We start from the raw sequence: 14,157 nt of genomic DNA on the forward strand, positions 1-14,157 counted from the left end.
TTGTCAGCTAAGAAAGTGTATAGGTGTTACAAAGGCTTTGCGGTAAGCCAAGTTTTCTAACAACTATCACGTAATATAATCGAACATTATTTAATTATTTGTGATACTATCAAGATATATGCATTAAGTGAAACTTATGTATGGTTTAATTCGTACTATACAATATAGGAGGGGGTGATTACATTGCCGTACAAAAAACTCATTACATATCTAGTCCTATTTTTTATTGTATTTCTGGGAATATTATATAATAATCAATTATCTGTTGAAGCTGCTGGTGAAGGAGAGTCAGTATACATAATACCAATTGAGGATACAGTAGAGCAGGGTCTGGAGTCATTTCTAACTCGTGCAGCAAAAGTTGCTGAGACAGAAGGTGCAGATTACATTATTTTTGAAATTGATACCCCGGGGGGACGAGTAGATGCAGCGAGTGAAATCGCTGAATTAATTCAGGGTATCGAAATTCCCACCATTTCATTTGTACTTAATAAAGCGCTGTCAGCTGGTTCATACATTGCGTTGAACACTGACGAAATTTATATGAAGCCGAATGCTACGATGGGTGCAAGTGGAGTAATTAATCAAGATGGAACTGCTGCAAATAAAAAAGCACAGTCCGCTTGGCTAGCAGCCATGAAAAGTGCTGCAGAATCCCACGGCCGAGATCCCTTATACGCAGCAGCAATGGCTGACCCAGAGATTGATCTGCCCGATCTTGGAGCGCCTAAAGGTGAGTATTTAACATTAGGTCCAGAATCAGCTGTTCAGGTTGGGTACTCAGAGGGGATCGTAGAAGATCGAGTAGAACTTTTAAATGAACTGGGTCTGCAAAACGCTACTGTAGTAGAAATGAATCCAACTTTTTCCGAAAAACTAGCAAGGTTTTTAACGAACCCAATAGTTATACCAATCTTGTTGTCACTTGCAAGCCTTGGCTTAATTATTGAAGTGTTTTCGCCTGGATTTGGTTTACCTGGAATTGTCGGTATAGTTTCCTTGTTATTATTCTTTTACGGTCACTTTGTGGCAGGTCTCGCTGGGATGGAAGCCATAGTTTTATTAATATTAGGTATCATATTAATTTTAGCTGAGTTTTTTGTGCCGGGAGGTATTATTGGCATTTTGGGTATTGGGTGTGTTGTCACTTCCTTGATTATGTCTGGTCAGGACTTTGGTCATATGTCAATGAGTATCGGAATAGCATTCCTGGTATCACTAATTGCCGCGGTGTTACTGTTTAGAACTATTGGTATGGAAAAAGGTGTTTTTAGGCACATAATACTAAAGGACAAAACTTCTACTGAGCTTGGTTACGTTTCCACTGTTAATCGTTTGGAATTAATTGGTCTTGAGGGAACAACATTGACACCATTACGTCCGTCCGGTACAGCGAAGTTTGATACAGAACGACTCGATGTGGTATCAGAAGGTAGGTTTATCCAGATAGACAAAGATGTAAAAATAGTGAAGGTGGAAGGTTCGAGAATTGTAGTTAGAGAAATTTAATATAAATTTGGAGGAATGAAAAATGATGTTTGAAGACTTTTTACCATTAATTATTATCGGTATTATATTAATTGCTGTTGTTGTTTTGTTTACTTTTATTCCAGTAATGCTATGGATTAGTGCATTGGCTGCTGGCGTGAAAGTTGGCATTTTTACATTAGTTGGTATGCGTTTGCGTCGAGTTGTACCATCACGTGTTATTAACCCTCTTATTAAAGCGTATAAAGCTGGGTTGGATATAACTACGAATCAATTAGAAAGTCACTATTTAGCTGGTGGTAACGTTGATAGAGTTGTTAATGCACTAATTGCTGCGCATCGTGCAAATATCGAATTAAAGTTTGAACGAGGGGCCGCTATTGATCTTGCTGGTAGAGACGTATTAGAGGCTGTTCAAATGAGTGTAAACCCGAAAGTAATCGATACACCATTTATAGCTGGTATTGCAATGGACGGTATTGAAGTGAAAGCAAAGGCACGAATAACCGTGCGTGCAAACATCGACCGTCTAGTTGGTGGAGCTGGAGAAGATACCATTATCGCTCGTGTTGGTGAAGGAATTGTAAGTACAATTGGTAGTTCAAATACACATGCAAAAGTTTTAGAAAATCCTGACAGCATTTCACGAACAGTGCTGGATAGAGGTTTAGATGCGGGTACTGCATTTGAAATCCTCTCAATTGATATTGAAGATATTAATATTGGTAAAAACATTGGCGCAATTCTTCAAACTGATCAAGCTCAGGCAGATAAGAGTATTGCTCAAGCTAAAGCAGAGGAAAGACGTGCAATGGCTGTCGCGCAGGAGCAGGAAATGGTTGCACGAGTACAGGAAATGCGTGCACATGTTGTGGAAGCAGAAGCAGAAGTACCAAAAGCACTTGCAGAAGCATTACGTTCTGGAAATATGGGTGTCATGGATTATATGAATTATAAAAATATTGATGCTGATACAGATATGCGTGATACAATTGGCAAACTTTCAGATGAAAATAATGATGATAACCAAAATTAATAGCTGTCAATTGATTTCAGGAGGGATATAAATGGAAGCAATTTTTGACACGCTGTTCGGTAATATCCTGGTATTATTGGCAATTGTCGGTGGTGTTTTGGGATTTTTTAAAGATAAGAATGCAAAAGAACAAGATTCAAACAAACCATATGCTGCACCTAAAGCAAACCAAACTTCACAGGATCGCGAAGAGAGGACTGCATATGAGGAAGTGCCTTATGAATCCCAAAGTTATGCTTCTTCAACAATAGCTAGAGATGAACAAACTGACACAAGTGATTCAGTTGAGATTGGTATTCATGATGCATTGCCCAATCGTAAATTGAATGCTCCAACACAGCGAACACCTAAAAACAGTCATTTAAAAAAGCAAATAAGCCATAATTTGACGAAACAGGGCTTACTTAACGGCATCATCATGAATGAGGTATTAGGGCCACCAAGAGCTACTAAGCCATATAAGAGCGTAACCGGTCAAAGAAGAAAATAATCACTTGAAAAGCCTTCTAGGTATGAGTTCTATACTCAAATACCTTAGAAGGCTTTTTTGTGTTCTTATTTATACCTTTTATTCATAAATATGAATGGGAGAGGAGGTAGCACCTTTGACAAAAAAACTTCAACGAATCCTGCCTTGGGTAATGAATCAATTTGCGCTTCCTTCTGATATAGTTTCTGATTTGCCACGAGTTACAATTTTAGGTCAACTTCATGTGTATATAGAAAATCATAAAGGGTTAGTCGTTTATTCTGATACGGAACTTACTCTGAAAACAGGAACTGGACTGATTAAAATATCAGGCTCAGGCTTTGTTCTGAAAATGATGTTACCACGGGAGCTATTGCTGGAAGGTAAAATTAATGATGTAACGTATATTACTAACTAAAAAGGAGGTAGCAATGAAACTGATACAGGGAGCTTTTATAACAGGATATGTATCTATTTTAATTGAGGGAGACAAGCCAGAGATCTATCTGCAGCAATGCGCTGATCAGGGTATTATAGTTTGGAATGTAAAAAAGATCACACACAAGTCCTGCCAAGCAAACGTTAGATTAAAGGACTTTCAAAAGCTTATGGTATCTACGGATGATCCGCCATATACCATAACGGTTAAACATAAATATGGAATACCAATTCTGTTTAAAAAACTTATAATTAGAAAGGAATTCATTATTAGTATAGGAGTCTGTCTGCTATTAATTTTGTATTTATCTAATATAATTTGGGACATTAAGATAAACGGTGTCCCAAAGGATATCGAAAAAAAAATAACGAAGCAATTAAATACGTACGGTGTTCATACAGGTGCTTTAGGGTTTTCTCTTGATTCTCCCAGTACAATTCAACAGAAATTACTTCATGATATTCCAGAACTTCTTTGGGTTGGTGTGGAAAAAAAGGGGACAACCTATAAAATCGAAGTGGTAGAAAAAACAATAGTAAAAAAGAATAAAGTAAACGGACCAAGTAACTTAGTTGCAACGAAAAAAGGTGTAGTTAGTTACGTTTATATTTCCAAAGGAATGCCAAAAGTGAAAGTCAATGATTTTGTTAATCCGGGTGATTTACTGGTTTCTGGAAATATTAGTGACAATAAAAAGAAACCAGAATTAGTCGAAGCTAAGGGTGAAATTGTCGCGAAAACATGGTACGAGGTATCGGTAACCATACCCCTTGAAGCAGAATACCAGGAATTGACTGGAGAAAAAGACAAAAAATTTTATGTCGGTCTGGGAAATCTTCAGATCCCTTATTGGGGCTTTGGGAAAAGTGAATTCGAACATGTGCAAGAGGATATTAATAAAAATCCGATACATTTCTTCAAATGGGAACTGCCCATTAAAATAATTGAATCCGTTAGGCATGAAAAAACGTATAGAAAAGAAAAGCGATCAGAGGATAGAGCAATCGATATTGGTATCCAGCAGGCTAAGAACGAATTATTGTTGCGGCTTGATAAAGATGCAGAAGTTATTTCTGAAAAAGTTTTGCATGAAAGTTCTCATAATGGTAAAGTAAAATTAATCTTATATTTGACAGTTAAAGAGAATATTGCCAAATCCGTACCTATAAATCAAGGAGATTGATTATGTCAACTAACTTAAATACGATTGATTTACATTTAACCAATACAAATGAAGCTTTGTCCTTATTTGGAACGAACGATAAAAACTTGAAACAAATTGAAGACAAACTGGATGTCTCAATTGTAACTCGTGGAGAGAAAGTAAGTGTTTCCGGTACAGAAGAATCGATTGGTCTAGCACAAGAGATTTTACTATCCTTATTGACGATTATTCAGAAGGGTTTAACGATAGCTGAGCGTGACGTCGTTTACGCAATAGAACTTGCAAAAGAAGGAAAAATCAATCAATTTGAAACGTTGTTTGAAGATGAAATAACAAAGAACGTAAAAGGTAAGCCGATTCGAGTAAAAACACTTGGTCAAAAAAAATACATTGCTGCCATTAAAACAAATGATCTCGTTTTTGGTATCGGTCCTGCCGGTACTGGGAAAACGTATTTAGCAGTAGTAATGGCTGTACATGCTTTGAAAAACGGGATGGTAAAGAAGATTATTTTAACTCGGCCAGCTGTAGAAGCTGGGGAAAGCTTAGGTTTCCTCCCGGGTGACTTAAAGGAGAAAGTTGACCCTTATCTTCGCCCACTATACGATGCGTTGCACGATGTTTTAGGTGTAGAACAAACTGTACGTCTGATTGAACGTGAGACCATTGAGATAGCACCCTTAGCGTACATGAGAGGACGAACACTTGACGATGCATTTGTTATTTTGGATGAAGCTCAGAATACAACTCCAGCACAAATGAAAATGTTTCTGACCCGCCTTGGATTTGGGTCTAAGATGGTTGTAACCGGTGATGTTACCCAAGTTGATCTACCAAAAGGAGTAAATTCCGGATTACGCAGTGCAGATCAATTGTTAACCAGTGTAAAAGGAATTAAATTTATCCACTTAACGGGAACTGATGTTGTTAGGCATCCATTGGTGCAACGAATAATTGAAGCATATGATAAATAAAATACAGATCTTGAACGTCTAAATAAGCCCCAAGTTTGTTAATGAGGGCTTATTTTTTCCACAATCTGAGGTGAAATAGAAATGAAGTTGCGAAATATATTTAAATCGCTTGCTGCTCTGAAATCTAAATGGATTTCACTAGTTGTTCCTATGTTAATCTTAGGAGCCCTCTTCTTCCTCATGGCCTTAAATAATGTATTTACTGAAACATATGATATAGAACGATTCAGCATTTCAAAAGAGGTAATACGTTCTCCAATTACAATTGAAAATGAATTGGAAACACAACGTAAAACACGGGAAACCGTTCAATCCGTTGAAGATCGTTATAATGTTTCGCAAGAAATTAATGAGGAACAGATTTATTACATAAATGAAATATTTGACGCAATTTCTAAGGTTGAAGAGATGAAACCAGTGGATGGTGAAAAACCCGAAGAAGACTATATTTTAAGCAGCCAGGAGAAAGTACAAACACTTCAACAAATTTTATCACCCGAAATAGTCAGCTCAATTGATAATGGAGTCCTGCTGCGGTTAGTTGAAGCTACACCAGAAGAGCGTGTGAAAGGTAAAAAAGTATTTAGTAACATCGTGAAAGAAGTTCTTACCAATGGAGTACGATTGGAAAACCTTCAAAGTGCTACAAATGAAGTGAAAGAAGCACTAACCTATTCTAAGCTGGACACAGAAGTCAGGGAAGCGCTAATCACGTTAAGCGATTTTGCTGTAGTGGAAAATTCATTTTATGATGTGGAAAAGACGTTGAATGCAAGAAAAGAAGCAGCAAATAATGTTAATCCTGTCATGATTCGTGCCGGCGAGATAATAGTTCGAGAAGGTCAAACGATTACGAATGAATTATATGAGGAGTTAAAACTTGTTGGCCTTTTAAACAAACAAGGAAATATTTTCCCTGTTATCGGACTAGCTTTATTAATCTCTCTAATCATTGGAATCATTGCGTATGAAGTTAATCAATTGTCTAAACAAAACCAAATTGATAAGGGGAAGCTAGCCTCATTATTAATTATTAGCTTCATAGTTGTTTCAATGTTAAAAGTTGTTAGTTTATACACTACGCAAGACAATCATTTATTCTTTGTTGTGCCGGTAGCATCTGGCGTACTACTTCTGAAAATACTGATAAATGAACGGTTCGCAATTGTACTTGCCGGGGTATACTCGATTCTTGGGAGTATACTATTTAATAGCCAGATACCAGGATCTTTAAATATTGAGGCAGGAATTTACCTCTTTTTATCTCAGCTGGCAGCGATCATCTTTTTAATGAATATGAAAGACCGTCTGGCTATATTAAAAGCGGGAATTGGAATGAGTATTGTTAACATACTGGCAGTACTTGTATTTTTATTTTTATCTTTTGAAAAATATACGGTAAGCGATTTACTGATGCAAACTAGCCTTGGATTTTCTTCCGCTATATTAGCGGTGGTATTTACAATCGGCTTACTTCCTTTTTTCGAAACTGGTTTAGGGATATTATCAGACAGTAAGTTGTTAACTCTCGCCAGTCCAAATCAGCCATTATTAAGAAAAATCCTGACGGAAGCACCAGGTACCTATCATCACTCTATAATGGTAGCCAATTTGAGCGAAACAGCTTGTGATGCAATTGGAGCAAATGGTCTTCTGGCTAGAGTTGGAGCATATTATCATGACCTGGGAAAAACAGAACGATCACATTTTTTTATTGAAAATCAACTTTCAATAAAAAATCCTCATGATACAATTAAACCGAAACAAAGTGCAGAAATTATTATTAACCATCCGTATAATGGCGCCGAGACGTTAAAAAAGCATAAATTCCCAAAGGAAATAATCGATATCGCTAAAGAACACCACGGTACTACCTTGCTTAAATTCTTTTATTACAAAGAGAAAGAAAATAACAAGTTTGTGAATGAAAAATCCTTTCGGTATCCAGGTCCAAAGCCGCAATCGAAAGAAGCTGCTATTGTGTGTATTTGTGATTCGGTCGAAGCGGCAGTTCGTTCATTAAAAGAACCAACCGAAGAAAAAATTGAAGAAATTGTTGCTTCCATTATTGACGACCGTTTAATGGATGGGCAATTAGACGACTCACCATTAACGCTTAAAGAACTTAAAGAAATTAATAAAACCGTATGCAGGTCGTTAAAAGGAATTTTTCACTCAAGAATTCAGTACCCAACTAAGGAGGCAAAATAAATGTATATTGATTTTCATGACAAAACAAATAAGGTTACAAGTGATTATATTGACATCCTTCAGCGGTTATTAATCTTTGCAGCTGAAAAGGAAGGTATTACACAGGAAGCTGAAGTATCAGTGAATTTTGTAACAAATAATGAAATACAAGAACTTAATCGTAATTACCGACAGCAGGACAAGCCTACAGATGTCATATCATTTGCTTTGCAGGAAACGATGGAGGATGAAATGAATATTGTTGGGGAAGACATGCCTTTGATACTGGGAGACATTGTTATTTCGGTTGAACGGGCTGAGCAGCAAGCAGCAGACTACAATCATACTTTTGAACGTGAACTTGGCTTTTTAACTATTCATGGATTTCTTCATTTGCTCGGGTATGACCACATGACTGATGAAGATGAAAAGAATATGTTTCAAAAACAAGAGGAAATCTTAAATGCGTTCGAGCTCAGAAGATAAACGAAAGAAGAAGTCGATTGGTTTTTCCTTTGCCATGGCAGGTTTAATAGAAGTAATCAAAAATGAACGTAATTTTCGTCTCCATTTAATTGCTGCTGTTCTAGCCTGTATACTCGGAATCTTAGTCGAGCTTTCCAGCATAGAGTGGATGATCATCCTGCTGGTTATAGGAATTGTTCTGGTTGCTGAAACAACAAACTCAGCTATTGAAAGGCTAATCGATTATTTAAGACCCGAAATGCACCCGTCAGCTAAAATTATAAAGGATATAGCAGCCGGAGCAGTTTTGCTCTCAGCTTGCCTGGCTTTTATAATTGGGTGCATCGTATTCATACCAAAAGTCTATCAATTACTCATTCACACATAAGGAAAGCTAAGGTCGTGGCAAATGCCTAGTTTTTCTAAGAAGGTCAGAAAGTATAAATCCTTTCTTACTGCATAACCGTAACTAATGATTTTGTCATTAAGACATGGCAATAAGCCAGGTATTTAAGAACTTGTCTGAATATAGACAGGTTTTTTTGGTCTTTAGTTATGGTGGCGATACTATGTCAAAATTTGCCTGAGAGGATTTTCTTTTCGGATGTTTTGTCGAATACGTGAAAGTAGATAGGTTTTATAGTATTATGAACAAAGATAGAGAAATAATTTGCTTCGGAGGAAAAGACATGACTAACGCATTTAAATCAGGTTTTATAGCTATAATTGGGCGACCAAATGTTGGGAAATCAACGTTTATGAATAGAGTTATCGGCCAAAAAATTGCAATTATGAGCGATAAGCCACAAACAACAAGAAATAAAATACAGGGTGTTCTTACAGAAGAAGATTCACAGCTAGTTTTCATAGATACTCCTGGTATTCATAAACCAAAACACCGACTTGGTGACTTTATGGTTAAAATTGCAGAAAATACGCTTAATGAAGTCGACGCAATTTTATTTATGATAAACGCAAAAGAAGGTTATGGAAGAGGAGATCAATATATTATTGATCGTTTGCAGGAAGTAAATCGTCCGGTATATTTAATTATTAATAAAATCGACTTAATACACCCTGATGAATTATTCCCACTTATAAAAAAGTATAATGACATGTATGATTTTGAAGAAATTATTCCAATTTCTGCGCTATCAGGTAATAATGTAAATCATTTATTAGATGTAATAAAAGAAAAGTTACCTGAAGGACCACAGTATTATCCAGAAGATCAAGTTACAGACCACCCGGAAAGGTTTATTATTGGAGAATTAATTCGGGAGAAAGTTTTGCAGTTAACACATGAGGAAATCCCGCATTCCATCGCAGTTGTTATTGAAAATATTGAAACAAGGGAATCGAACGCAATCTTTATTCAAGCAACTATTGTTACCGAACGGAAAACGCAAAAAGGAATATTAATTGGTAAGCAAGGAAGTATGTTGAAAAATATAGGTAAGAGTGCAAGAAAAGACATTGAGTCGCTACTGGGTTCTAAAGTGTATTTAGAACTATGGATAAAGGTTCAGAAGGATTGGCGAAATAAACAAACCCAACTCAGGGAATTCGGATTCAGAAGTGATGAATATTAAACATGGTAATATTTATATATCATGCTTTATGAATGTGTGGTCAAACTACTAATAAGTACTTAATCAACATATTAAAAGAAAGGTGGGGTTTCTTGTGAACGACTTAACCTGGAAATTATTTAGTCATACAGGAAACATTGAAACCTATTTACTATGGAAAGAGTTAGAAAGTGATTCAAGTATAGAGACTTCCGCGCAGAATGAAAATGAAGTAAATGATGAAATAAATACAAAAATGTAATAGATACGTAATACCGGAAAGTCAAGGTGAGTCTGTGTGCTTGAGAAAATAGAAGGAATTGTTATCAAAACACAGGATTATGGAGAAACACATAAATTAGTTACTATTTTCAGTAAAAAAATAGGCAAATTTTCTGCATTGGCCAGGGGAGCCAAAAAAACCAAAAGTAGAATGTCTGCTGTCACACAGCCATTTATACGTGGAGAATTTTTTGTTTATGTAAATAAAGGATTAAGTACGATACAGCAAGGTGAGGTCGTCGACTCAAATCGTAAAATTAGAGAAGATATAATAAAAACAGCATTAACAGCCTTTGTGGTGGAATTGACTGATAAATTATTAGATGCAAACGAACCTGACTATTATCTTTATGACCAGCTTACCAAAACGCTTGATTGGATCTCCGAAAAGGAAGATGCAGATATTCCAATAATGATGTACGAACTTAAAATGTATAAAAAAGGTGGCTTTGCCCCAACTGTTGACAAGTGCGTTAACTGTCACCGCGATGAAGAGCTTATCCATTTTTCAATTTCGGAAGGCGGTCTCTTATGTAATCGTTGTACAACCATTGATCCTCATAGCATCGCTTTACCAAAATCAATTGTTAAACTGCTTCGCATTCTGCTGGAGGTTGGGTTAGAGCAGGTTGGAACGATTACAATTAAAGAACATAACAAAAAGTTGCTTCGAAATATATTAGACGCATATTATGACCAATATGGCGGATATTTTTTGAAATCAAAAAAGTTTTTAAAGCAATTAGATAAATTAAAATAAAATTGCTGATTGACAAATTGTATCCTGATGGATTATGATTTGTTCATATCTTAATGTGACTGATTGCTATGAGGGAGAAAAGTACCTTTTGTTATCTATAAAAGCGAGTCTGGAAAAGTGTGAGCCAGGTAATAGAGCGATTGGGAAAGGCACTCCTAAGCAAATGAAATAAAGTGGCTCTAATAGAGCAAATAGGGTGGAACCGCGGATCTTAAGTCCGTCCCTATGCCGATTAATTTGGCATAGGGACGGACTTTTTGTTATTACTGGAGTTCAGTTCCAGAAAAAAGAAAGGAAGATATTATGAATATTCAACAGATGATATTATCTCTACAAACATATTGGTCTGAGCAAAATTGTATCCTTATGCAGGCATACGATGTAGAAAAAGGGGCAGGTACAATGTCGCCAATGACATTATTACGTAGCCTAGGGCCAGAACCTTGGAATGTTGCTTATGTTGAACCTTCTAGAAGACCAGCAGATGGAAGATACGGAAAGAATCCTAATAGATTGTATCAGCATCATCAATTCCAGGTAATTATGAAACCATCTCCGGATAATATTCAAGATTTATATCTTGAATCGTTAAAAGGTTTAGGGATTGATCCATTAAAGCATGATATCCGGTTTGTGGAAGATAACTGGGAGAACCCAACTCTTGGTGCTGCAGGTTTAGGATGGGAAGTATGGCTAGATGGGATGGAAATTACACAGTTTACATATTTTCAGCAAATTGGCGGGCTAGAAGCAAACCCGGTAACAGTTGAGTTGACATATGGCCTGGAACGACTGGCTTCCTATGTTCAGGATAAAGAAGATGTATTTGATTTAGAGTGGACGAAAGGTGTAACAGTTAAAGATATTTTCCTCCAGCCAGAATATGAGCATTCTGTATATACGTTCGAGGAATCGAATACTGATATGCTATTTGAATTATTTGCAATGTATGAAGAGGAAGCAAAAACAATTATGAATAAAGGTCTGGTCTTCCCGGCTTATGACTATGTATTGAAATGCTCGCACACATTTAATTTATTAGATGCTAAAGGTGTAATATCTGTCACGGAACGAACAGGTTATATTGGAAGAATAAGAAATCTGGCTAGAACGATAGCGAAAACATATGTTGCCGAACGTGAAAAACTTGGATTTCCATTGCTTGAAAAGGAGGAATTGTAAATGTCCAATGATGTATTATTTGAAATAGGATTAGAAGAATTACCAGCCCGGTTTATCGACGATGCAGAAAACCAATTAAAGAATAAAACCGAAAAATGGTTACAAGACTTGCGCCTTTCTTTCCATGCAATTGAATCTTTTTCTACACCAAGACGTATTGCAGTTCTTATTAAAGGAATAGCTGACTCACAGCAGACAATTGATGAGGAAGCCAAAGGACCAGCAATGAAAATAGCACAGGACCAGGATGGAAGCTGGACGAAAGCAGCAATTGGCTTTACAAAAGGTCAAGGTAAATCAATTGATGATTTATACACAAAGGAAATAAAGGGAACAGAATATATTTTTGTGCAAAAACGCATCGAAGGTAAAAATACGTTTGAATTACTTTCAACATTTCACTCGATAATTGAATCTGTTCAATTCCCTAAAAATATGCGATGGTCAACTAAATCCATGCGGTATGCTCGACCGATAAGGTGGCTAGTTGCATTATATGGGGATAAGGTTGTACCATTTGAAATTACTGACGTGAAAACAGATAATAAAACGTTCGGCCATCGTTTTTTAGGCAAAGAAATTACTCTTTCGTCAGCAGCTAGCTATCAGAAGGCTTTAAAAGATGAGTTTGTAATCGTTAATTCAAAAGAGCGCTCCGATATGATCGTTGACCAAATCAAAACTATTGAAAATAATCATCACTTTAATGTGATTGTTGATGATGATTTACTGCAGGAGGTTAAGAATTTAGTTGAATATCCTACTGTTTTTGTAGGCTCATTTGAAAACTCTTTCTTACAGCTGCCGAGTGAAGTATTAATAACTTCAATGAAGGTGCATCAGCGTTATTTTCCAATAAAGTCCGTTGAGGGAAATCTTGCTGCTTCGTTTATTGGTGTAAGAAATGGCAATAATGAACATATTGAAACAGTAGCTAAGGGAAATGAAAAAGTTATTCATGCACGATTGTCTGATGCAGAGTTTTTCTTTGAAGAAGATAAAAAACATACTATTGATTATTATCAGGAAAATTTAAAGCGGATCGTTTTCCAGGAGAAGCTTGGTACGATTACAGATAAAGTTAATCGCGTACAGACAATAGCTTCTAAAATAGCGAAAGCGCTGCATACCGATCAGGGGATACTTGAGCGCTCTATTCGTGCAGCAGAAATTTGCAAATTTGATTTAGCAACAAATATGGTAAATGAATTTACTAATCTTCAGGGTTTAATTGGTGAAAAATATGCCCTTCATCATAATGAAGACAAAAATGTGGCATCAGCTGTACGTGAACATTATCTGCCTTTGCAATCTGACGATCCACTTCCAAATACGCTCGAAGGATCGATCGTTAGTGTAGCGGATAAGTTAGATACCATTGTAGGATGTTTTTCAATCGGGCTCATTCCTACAGGTTCACAGGATCCGTATGGACTAAGACGGCAGGCAATCGGTATTTTAAGAATTCTTGAAAAAAGTAAATGGAATATTACACTAGAGGAACTACTAGCAATCGCGCGAGAGGTATTTCAAACGCTGGATATCGAGCAAAATGAGGAAAGAAAAATAACGCAGAATCTGGTAGAATTCTTCCAGCTTAGGGCAAAGCATGTAATGAGGCTGAATCAGATTGAGTCTGATATAGTCGAAGCTGTAATAGAAAAGCAAATTGGCGTTTTTCATTATGCCATTGAGAAGGCGCGGGTACTTACAGATAAGCGAAATCAGGATGCATTTAAAATAGTCAACGAAGCATTACTGCGAGTTCTTAATTTATCAAAGAAAGCAGAAAATACAACAGAAGTAAGGCCATCCTTATTCGAAACTGGATCAGAAGAATCCTTATATCAGCAGTACTGTGAATTAGCACCGATATTTAATGAAGCAAACGCAACGCACCAAGCAGAAAAAGCAATTAGTACGTTAGCGGCATTTACAGATCCAATTAATGATTTTTTTGAGAATAATATGGTTATGGCTGACAATGAACAAATTCGTAATAATCGGCTGGGACTAATAAGTCAAATAGCTGAATTGATTAACGTTTACGCAGATTTGACTAAAGTTGAATGGAAACAACAGTTTTAAATATGATGTAAATTTCGCTTTTCCATCGGATATAGTCTATAATATTTA

The 14,157-nt window shown here is 36.4% G+C and carries 14 protein-coding genes; all 14 read left to right on the forward strand.

Translation table 11 applies throughout. The annotated features are described in order from the left end of the window. Window positions 1-183 precede the first annotated feature (183 nt). The gene (locus tag VBD025_RS10450) at window positions 184-1,509 is read left to right on the forward strand and encodes an NfeD family protein (protein WP_430785180.1); all 1,326 of its coding nucleotides are present in this window, start codon (window positions 184-186) and stop codon (window positions 1,507-1,509) included. A gap of 22 nt (window positions 1,510-1,531) precedes the next feature. Next, the gene (floA, locus tag VBD025_RS10455; RefSeq protein WP_430785182.1) at window positions 1,532-2,524 is read left to right on the forward strand and encodes a flotillin-like protein FloA; all 993 of its coding nucleotides are present in this window, start codon (window positions 1,532-1,534) and stop codon (window positions 2,522-2,524) included. A 31-nt stretch (window positions 2,525-2,555) separates the two neighbouring features. Then, window positions 2,556-3,014 (forward strand): hypothetical protein, encoded by a 459-nt coding sequence (locus VBD025_RS10460; protein ID WP_430785184.1) that lies wholly within the window; start codon window positions 2,556-2,558, stop codon window positions 3,012-3,014. Between the two features lie 94 nt (window positions 3,015-3,108). Further along, entirely contained in the window at window positions 3,109-3,411 is a 303-nt protein-coding gene (gene yqfC / locus VBD025_RS10465; protein WP_430785186.1) for a sporulation protein YqfC, read from the forward strand. Between the two features lie 13 nt (window positions 3,412-3,424). Continuing rightward, window positions 3,425-4,615, forward strand: a complete 1,191-nt coding sequence (gene yqfD / locus VBD025_RS10470) for a sporulation protein YqfD (protein WP_430785188.1) — start codon at window positions 3,425-3,427, stop codon at window positions 4,613-4,615. Window positions 4,616-4,617: 2 nt separating this feature from the next. Beyond that, entirely contained in the window at window positions 4,618-5,571 is a 954-nt protein-coding gene (locus VBD025_RS10475) for a PhoH family protein (RefSeq protein ID WP_430785190.1), read from the forward strand. Window positions 5,572-5,652: 81 nt separating this feature from the next. Then, complete coding sequence (locus VBD025_RS10480) at window positions 5,653-7,782, forward strand: HD family phosphohydrolase (RefSeq protein WP_430785192.1); 2,130 nt, start codon at window positions 5,653-5,655, stop codon at window positions 7,780-7,782. Beyond that, window positions 7,783-8,247 carry an rRNA maturation RNase YbeY gene (ybeY, locus tag VBD025_RS10485; protein ID WP_430785194.1) on the forward strand — a complete coding sequence of 155 codons (465 nt, stop codon included), beginning with the start codon at window positions 7,783-7,785 and terminating at the stop codon, window positions 8,245-8,247. Next, window positions 8,225-8,614, forward strand: a complete 390-nt coding sequence (locus tag VBD025_RS10490) for a diacylglycerol kinase family protein (RefSeq protein ID WP_430785196.1) — start codon at window positions 8,225-8,227, stop codon at window positions 8,612-8,614. The genes ybeY and VBD025_RS10490 overlap by 23 nt, the downstream gene beginning before the upstream one ends. 301 nt (window positions 8,615-8,915) lie before the next feature. Further along, a complete protein-coding gene (gene era / locus VBD025_RS10495; protein ID WP_430785198.1) occupies window positions 8,916-9,818 on the forward strand; it encodes a GTPase Era in 903 nt (300 codons plus the stop codon). 94 nt (window positions 9,819-9,912) lie between these two features. Next, a complete protein-coding gene (locus VBD025_RS10500) occupies window positions 9,913-10,059 on the forward strand; it encodes a YqzL family protein (protein ID WP_430785200.1) in 147 nt (48 codons plus the stop codon). A gap of 36 nt (window positions 10,060-10,095) precedes the next feature. Next, on the forward strand, window positions 10,096-10,839 hold the full coding sequence (gene recO / locus VBD025_RS10505) for a DNA repair protein RecO (RefSeq protein ID WP_430785202.1): 744 nt from the start codon (window positions 10,096-10,098) through the stop codon (window positions 10,837-10,839). Window positions 10,840-11,142: 303 nt separating this feature from the next. Then, window positions 11,143-12,021, forward strand: coding sequence for a glycine--tRNA ligase subunit alpha (gene glyQ, locus VBD025_RS10510; protein WP_430785204.1), 879 nt, complete (start codon window positions 11,143-11,145; stop codon window positions 12,019-12,021). Next, complete coding sequence (glyS, locus tag VBD025_RS10515) at window positions 12,022-14,109, forward strand: glycine--tRNA ligase subunit beta (RefSeq protein WP_430785206.1); 2,088 nt, start codon at window positions 12,022-12,024, stop codon at window positions 14,107-14,109. The last annotated feature ends 48 nt before the right edge of the window (window positions 14,110-14,157 follow it).

Source organism: Virgibacillus flavescens, from assembly GCF_050574275.1.
In the GTDB taxonomy this organism is placed as follows: domain Bacteria; phylum Bacillota; class Bacilli; order Bacillales; family Amphibacillaceae; genus Virgibacillus_F; species Virgibacillus_F flavescens.

Coding starts and splice junctions, on each gene's coding strand:
- VBD025_RS10475 (WP_430785190.1), top strand. CDS start 4,618: ATGTCAACTAACTTAAATACGATTGATTTACATTTAACCAATACAAAT.
- VBD025_RS10490 (WP_430785196.1), top strand. CDS start 8,225: ATGCGTTCGAGCTCAGAAGATAAACGAAAGAAGAAGTCGATTGGTTTT.
- yqfD (WP_430785188.1), top strand. CDS start 3,425: ATGAAACTGATACAGGGAGCTTTTATAACAGGATATGTATCTATTTTA.
- yqfC (WP_430785186.1), top strand. CDS start 3,109: ATGGGAGAGGAGGTAGCACCTTTGACAAAAAAACTTCAACGAATCCTG.
- era (WP_430785198.1), top strand. CDS start 8,916: ATGACTAACGCATTTAAATCAGGTTTTATAGCTATAATTGGGCGACCA.
- VBD025_RS10480 (WP_430785192.1), top strand. CDS start 5,653: ATGAAGTTGCGAAATATATTTAAATCGCTTGCTGCTCTGAAATCTAAA.
- floA (WP_430785182.1), top strand. CDS start 1,532: ATGATGTTTGAAGACTTTTTACCATTAATTATTATCGGTATTATATTA.
- glyS (WP_430785206.1), top strand. CDS start 12,022: ATGTCCAATGATGTATTATTTGAAATAGGATTAGAAGAATTACCAGCC.
- VBD025_RS10460 (WP_430785184.1), top strand. CDS start 2,556: ATGGAAGCAATTTTTGACACGCTGTTCGGTAATATCCTGGTATTATTG.
- glyQ (WP_430785204.1), top strand. CDS start 11,143: ATGAATATTCAACAGATGATATTATCTCTACAAACATATTGGTCTGAG.
- ybeY (WP_430785194.1), top strand. CDS start 7,783: ATGTATATTGATTTTCATGACAAAACAAATAAGGTTACAAGTGATTAT.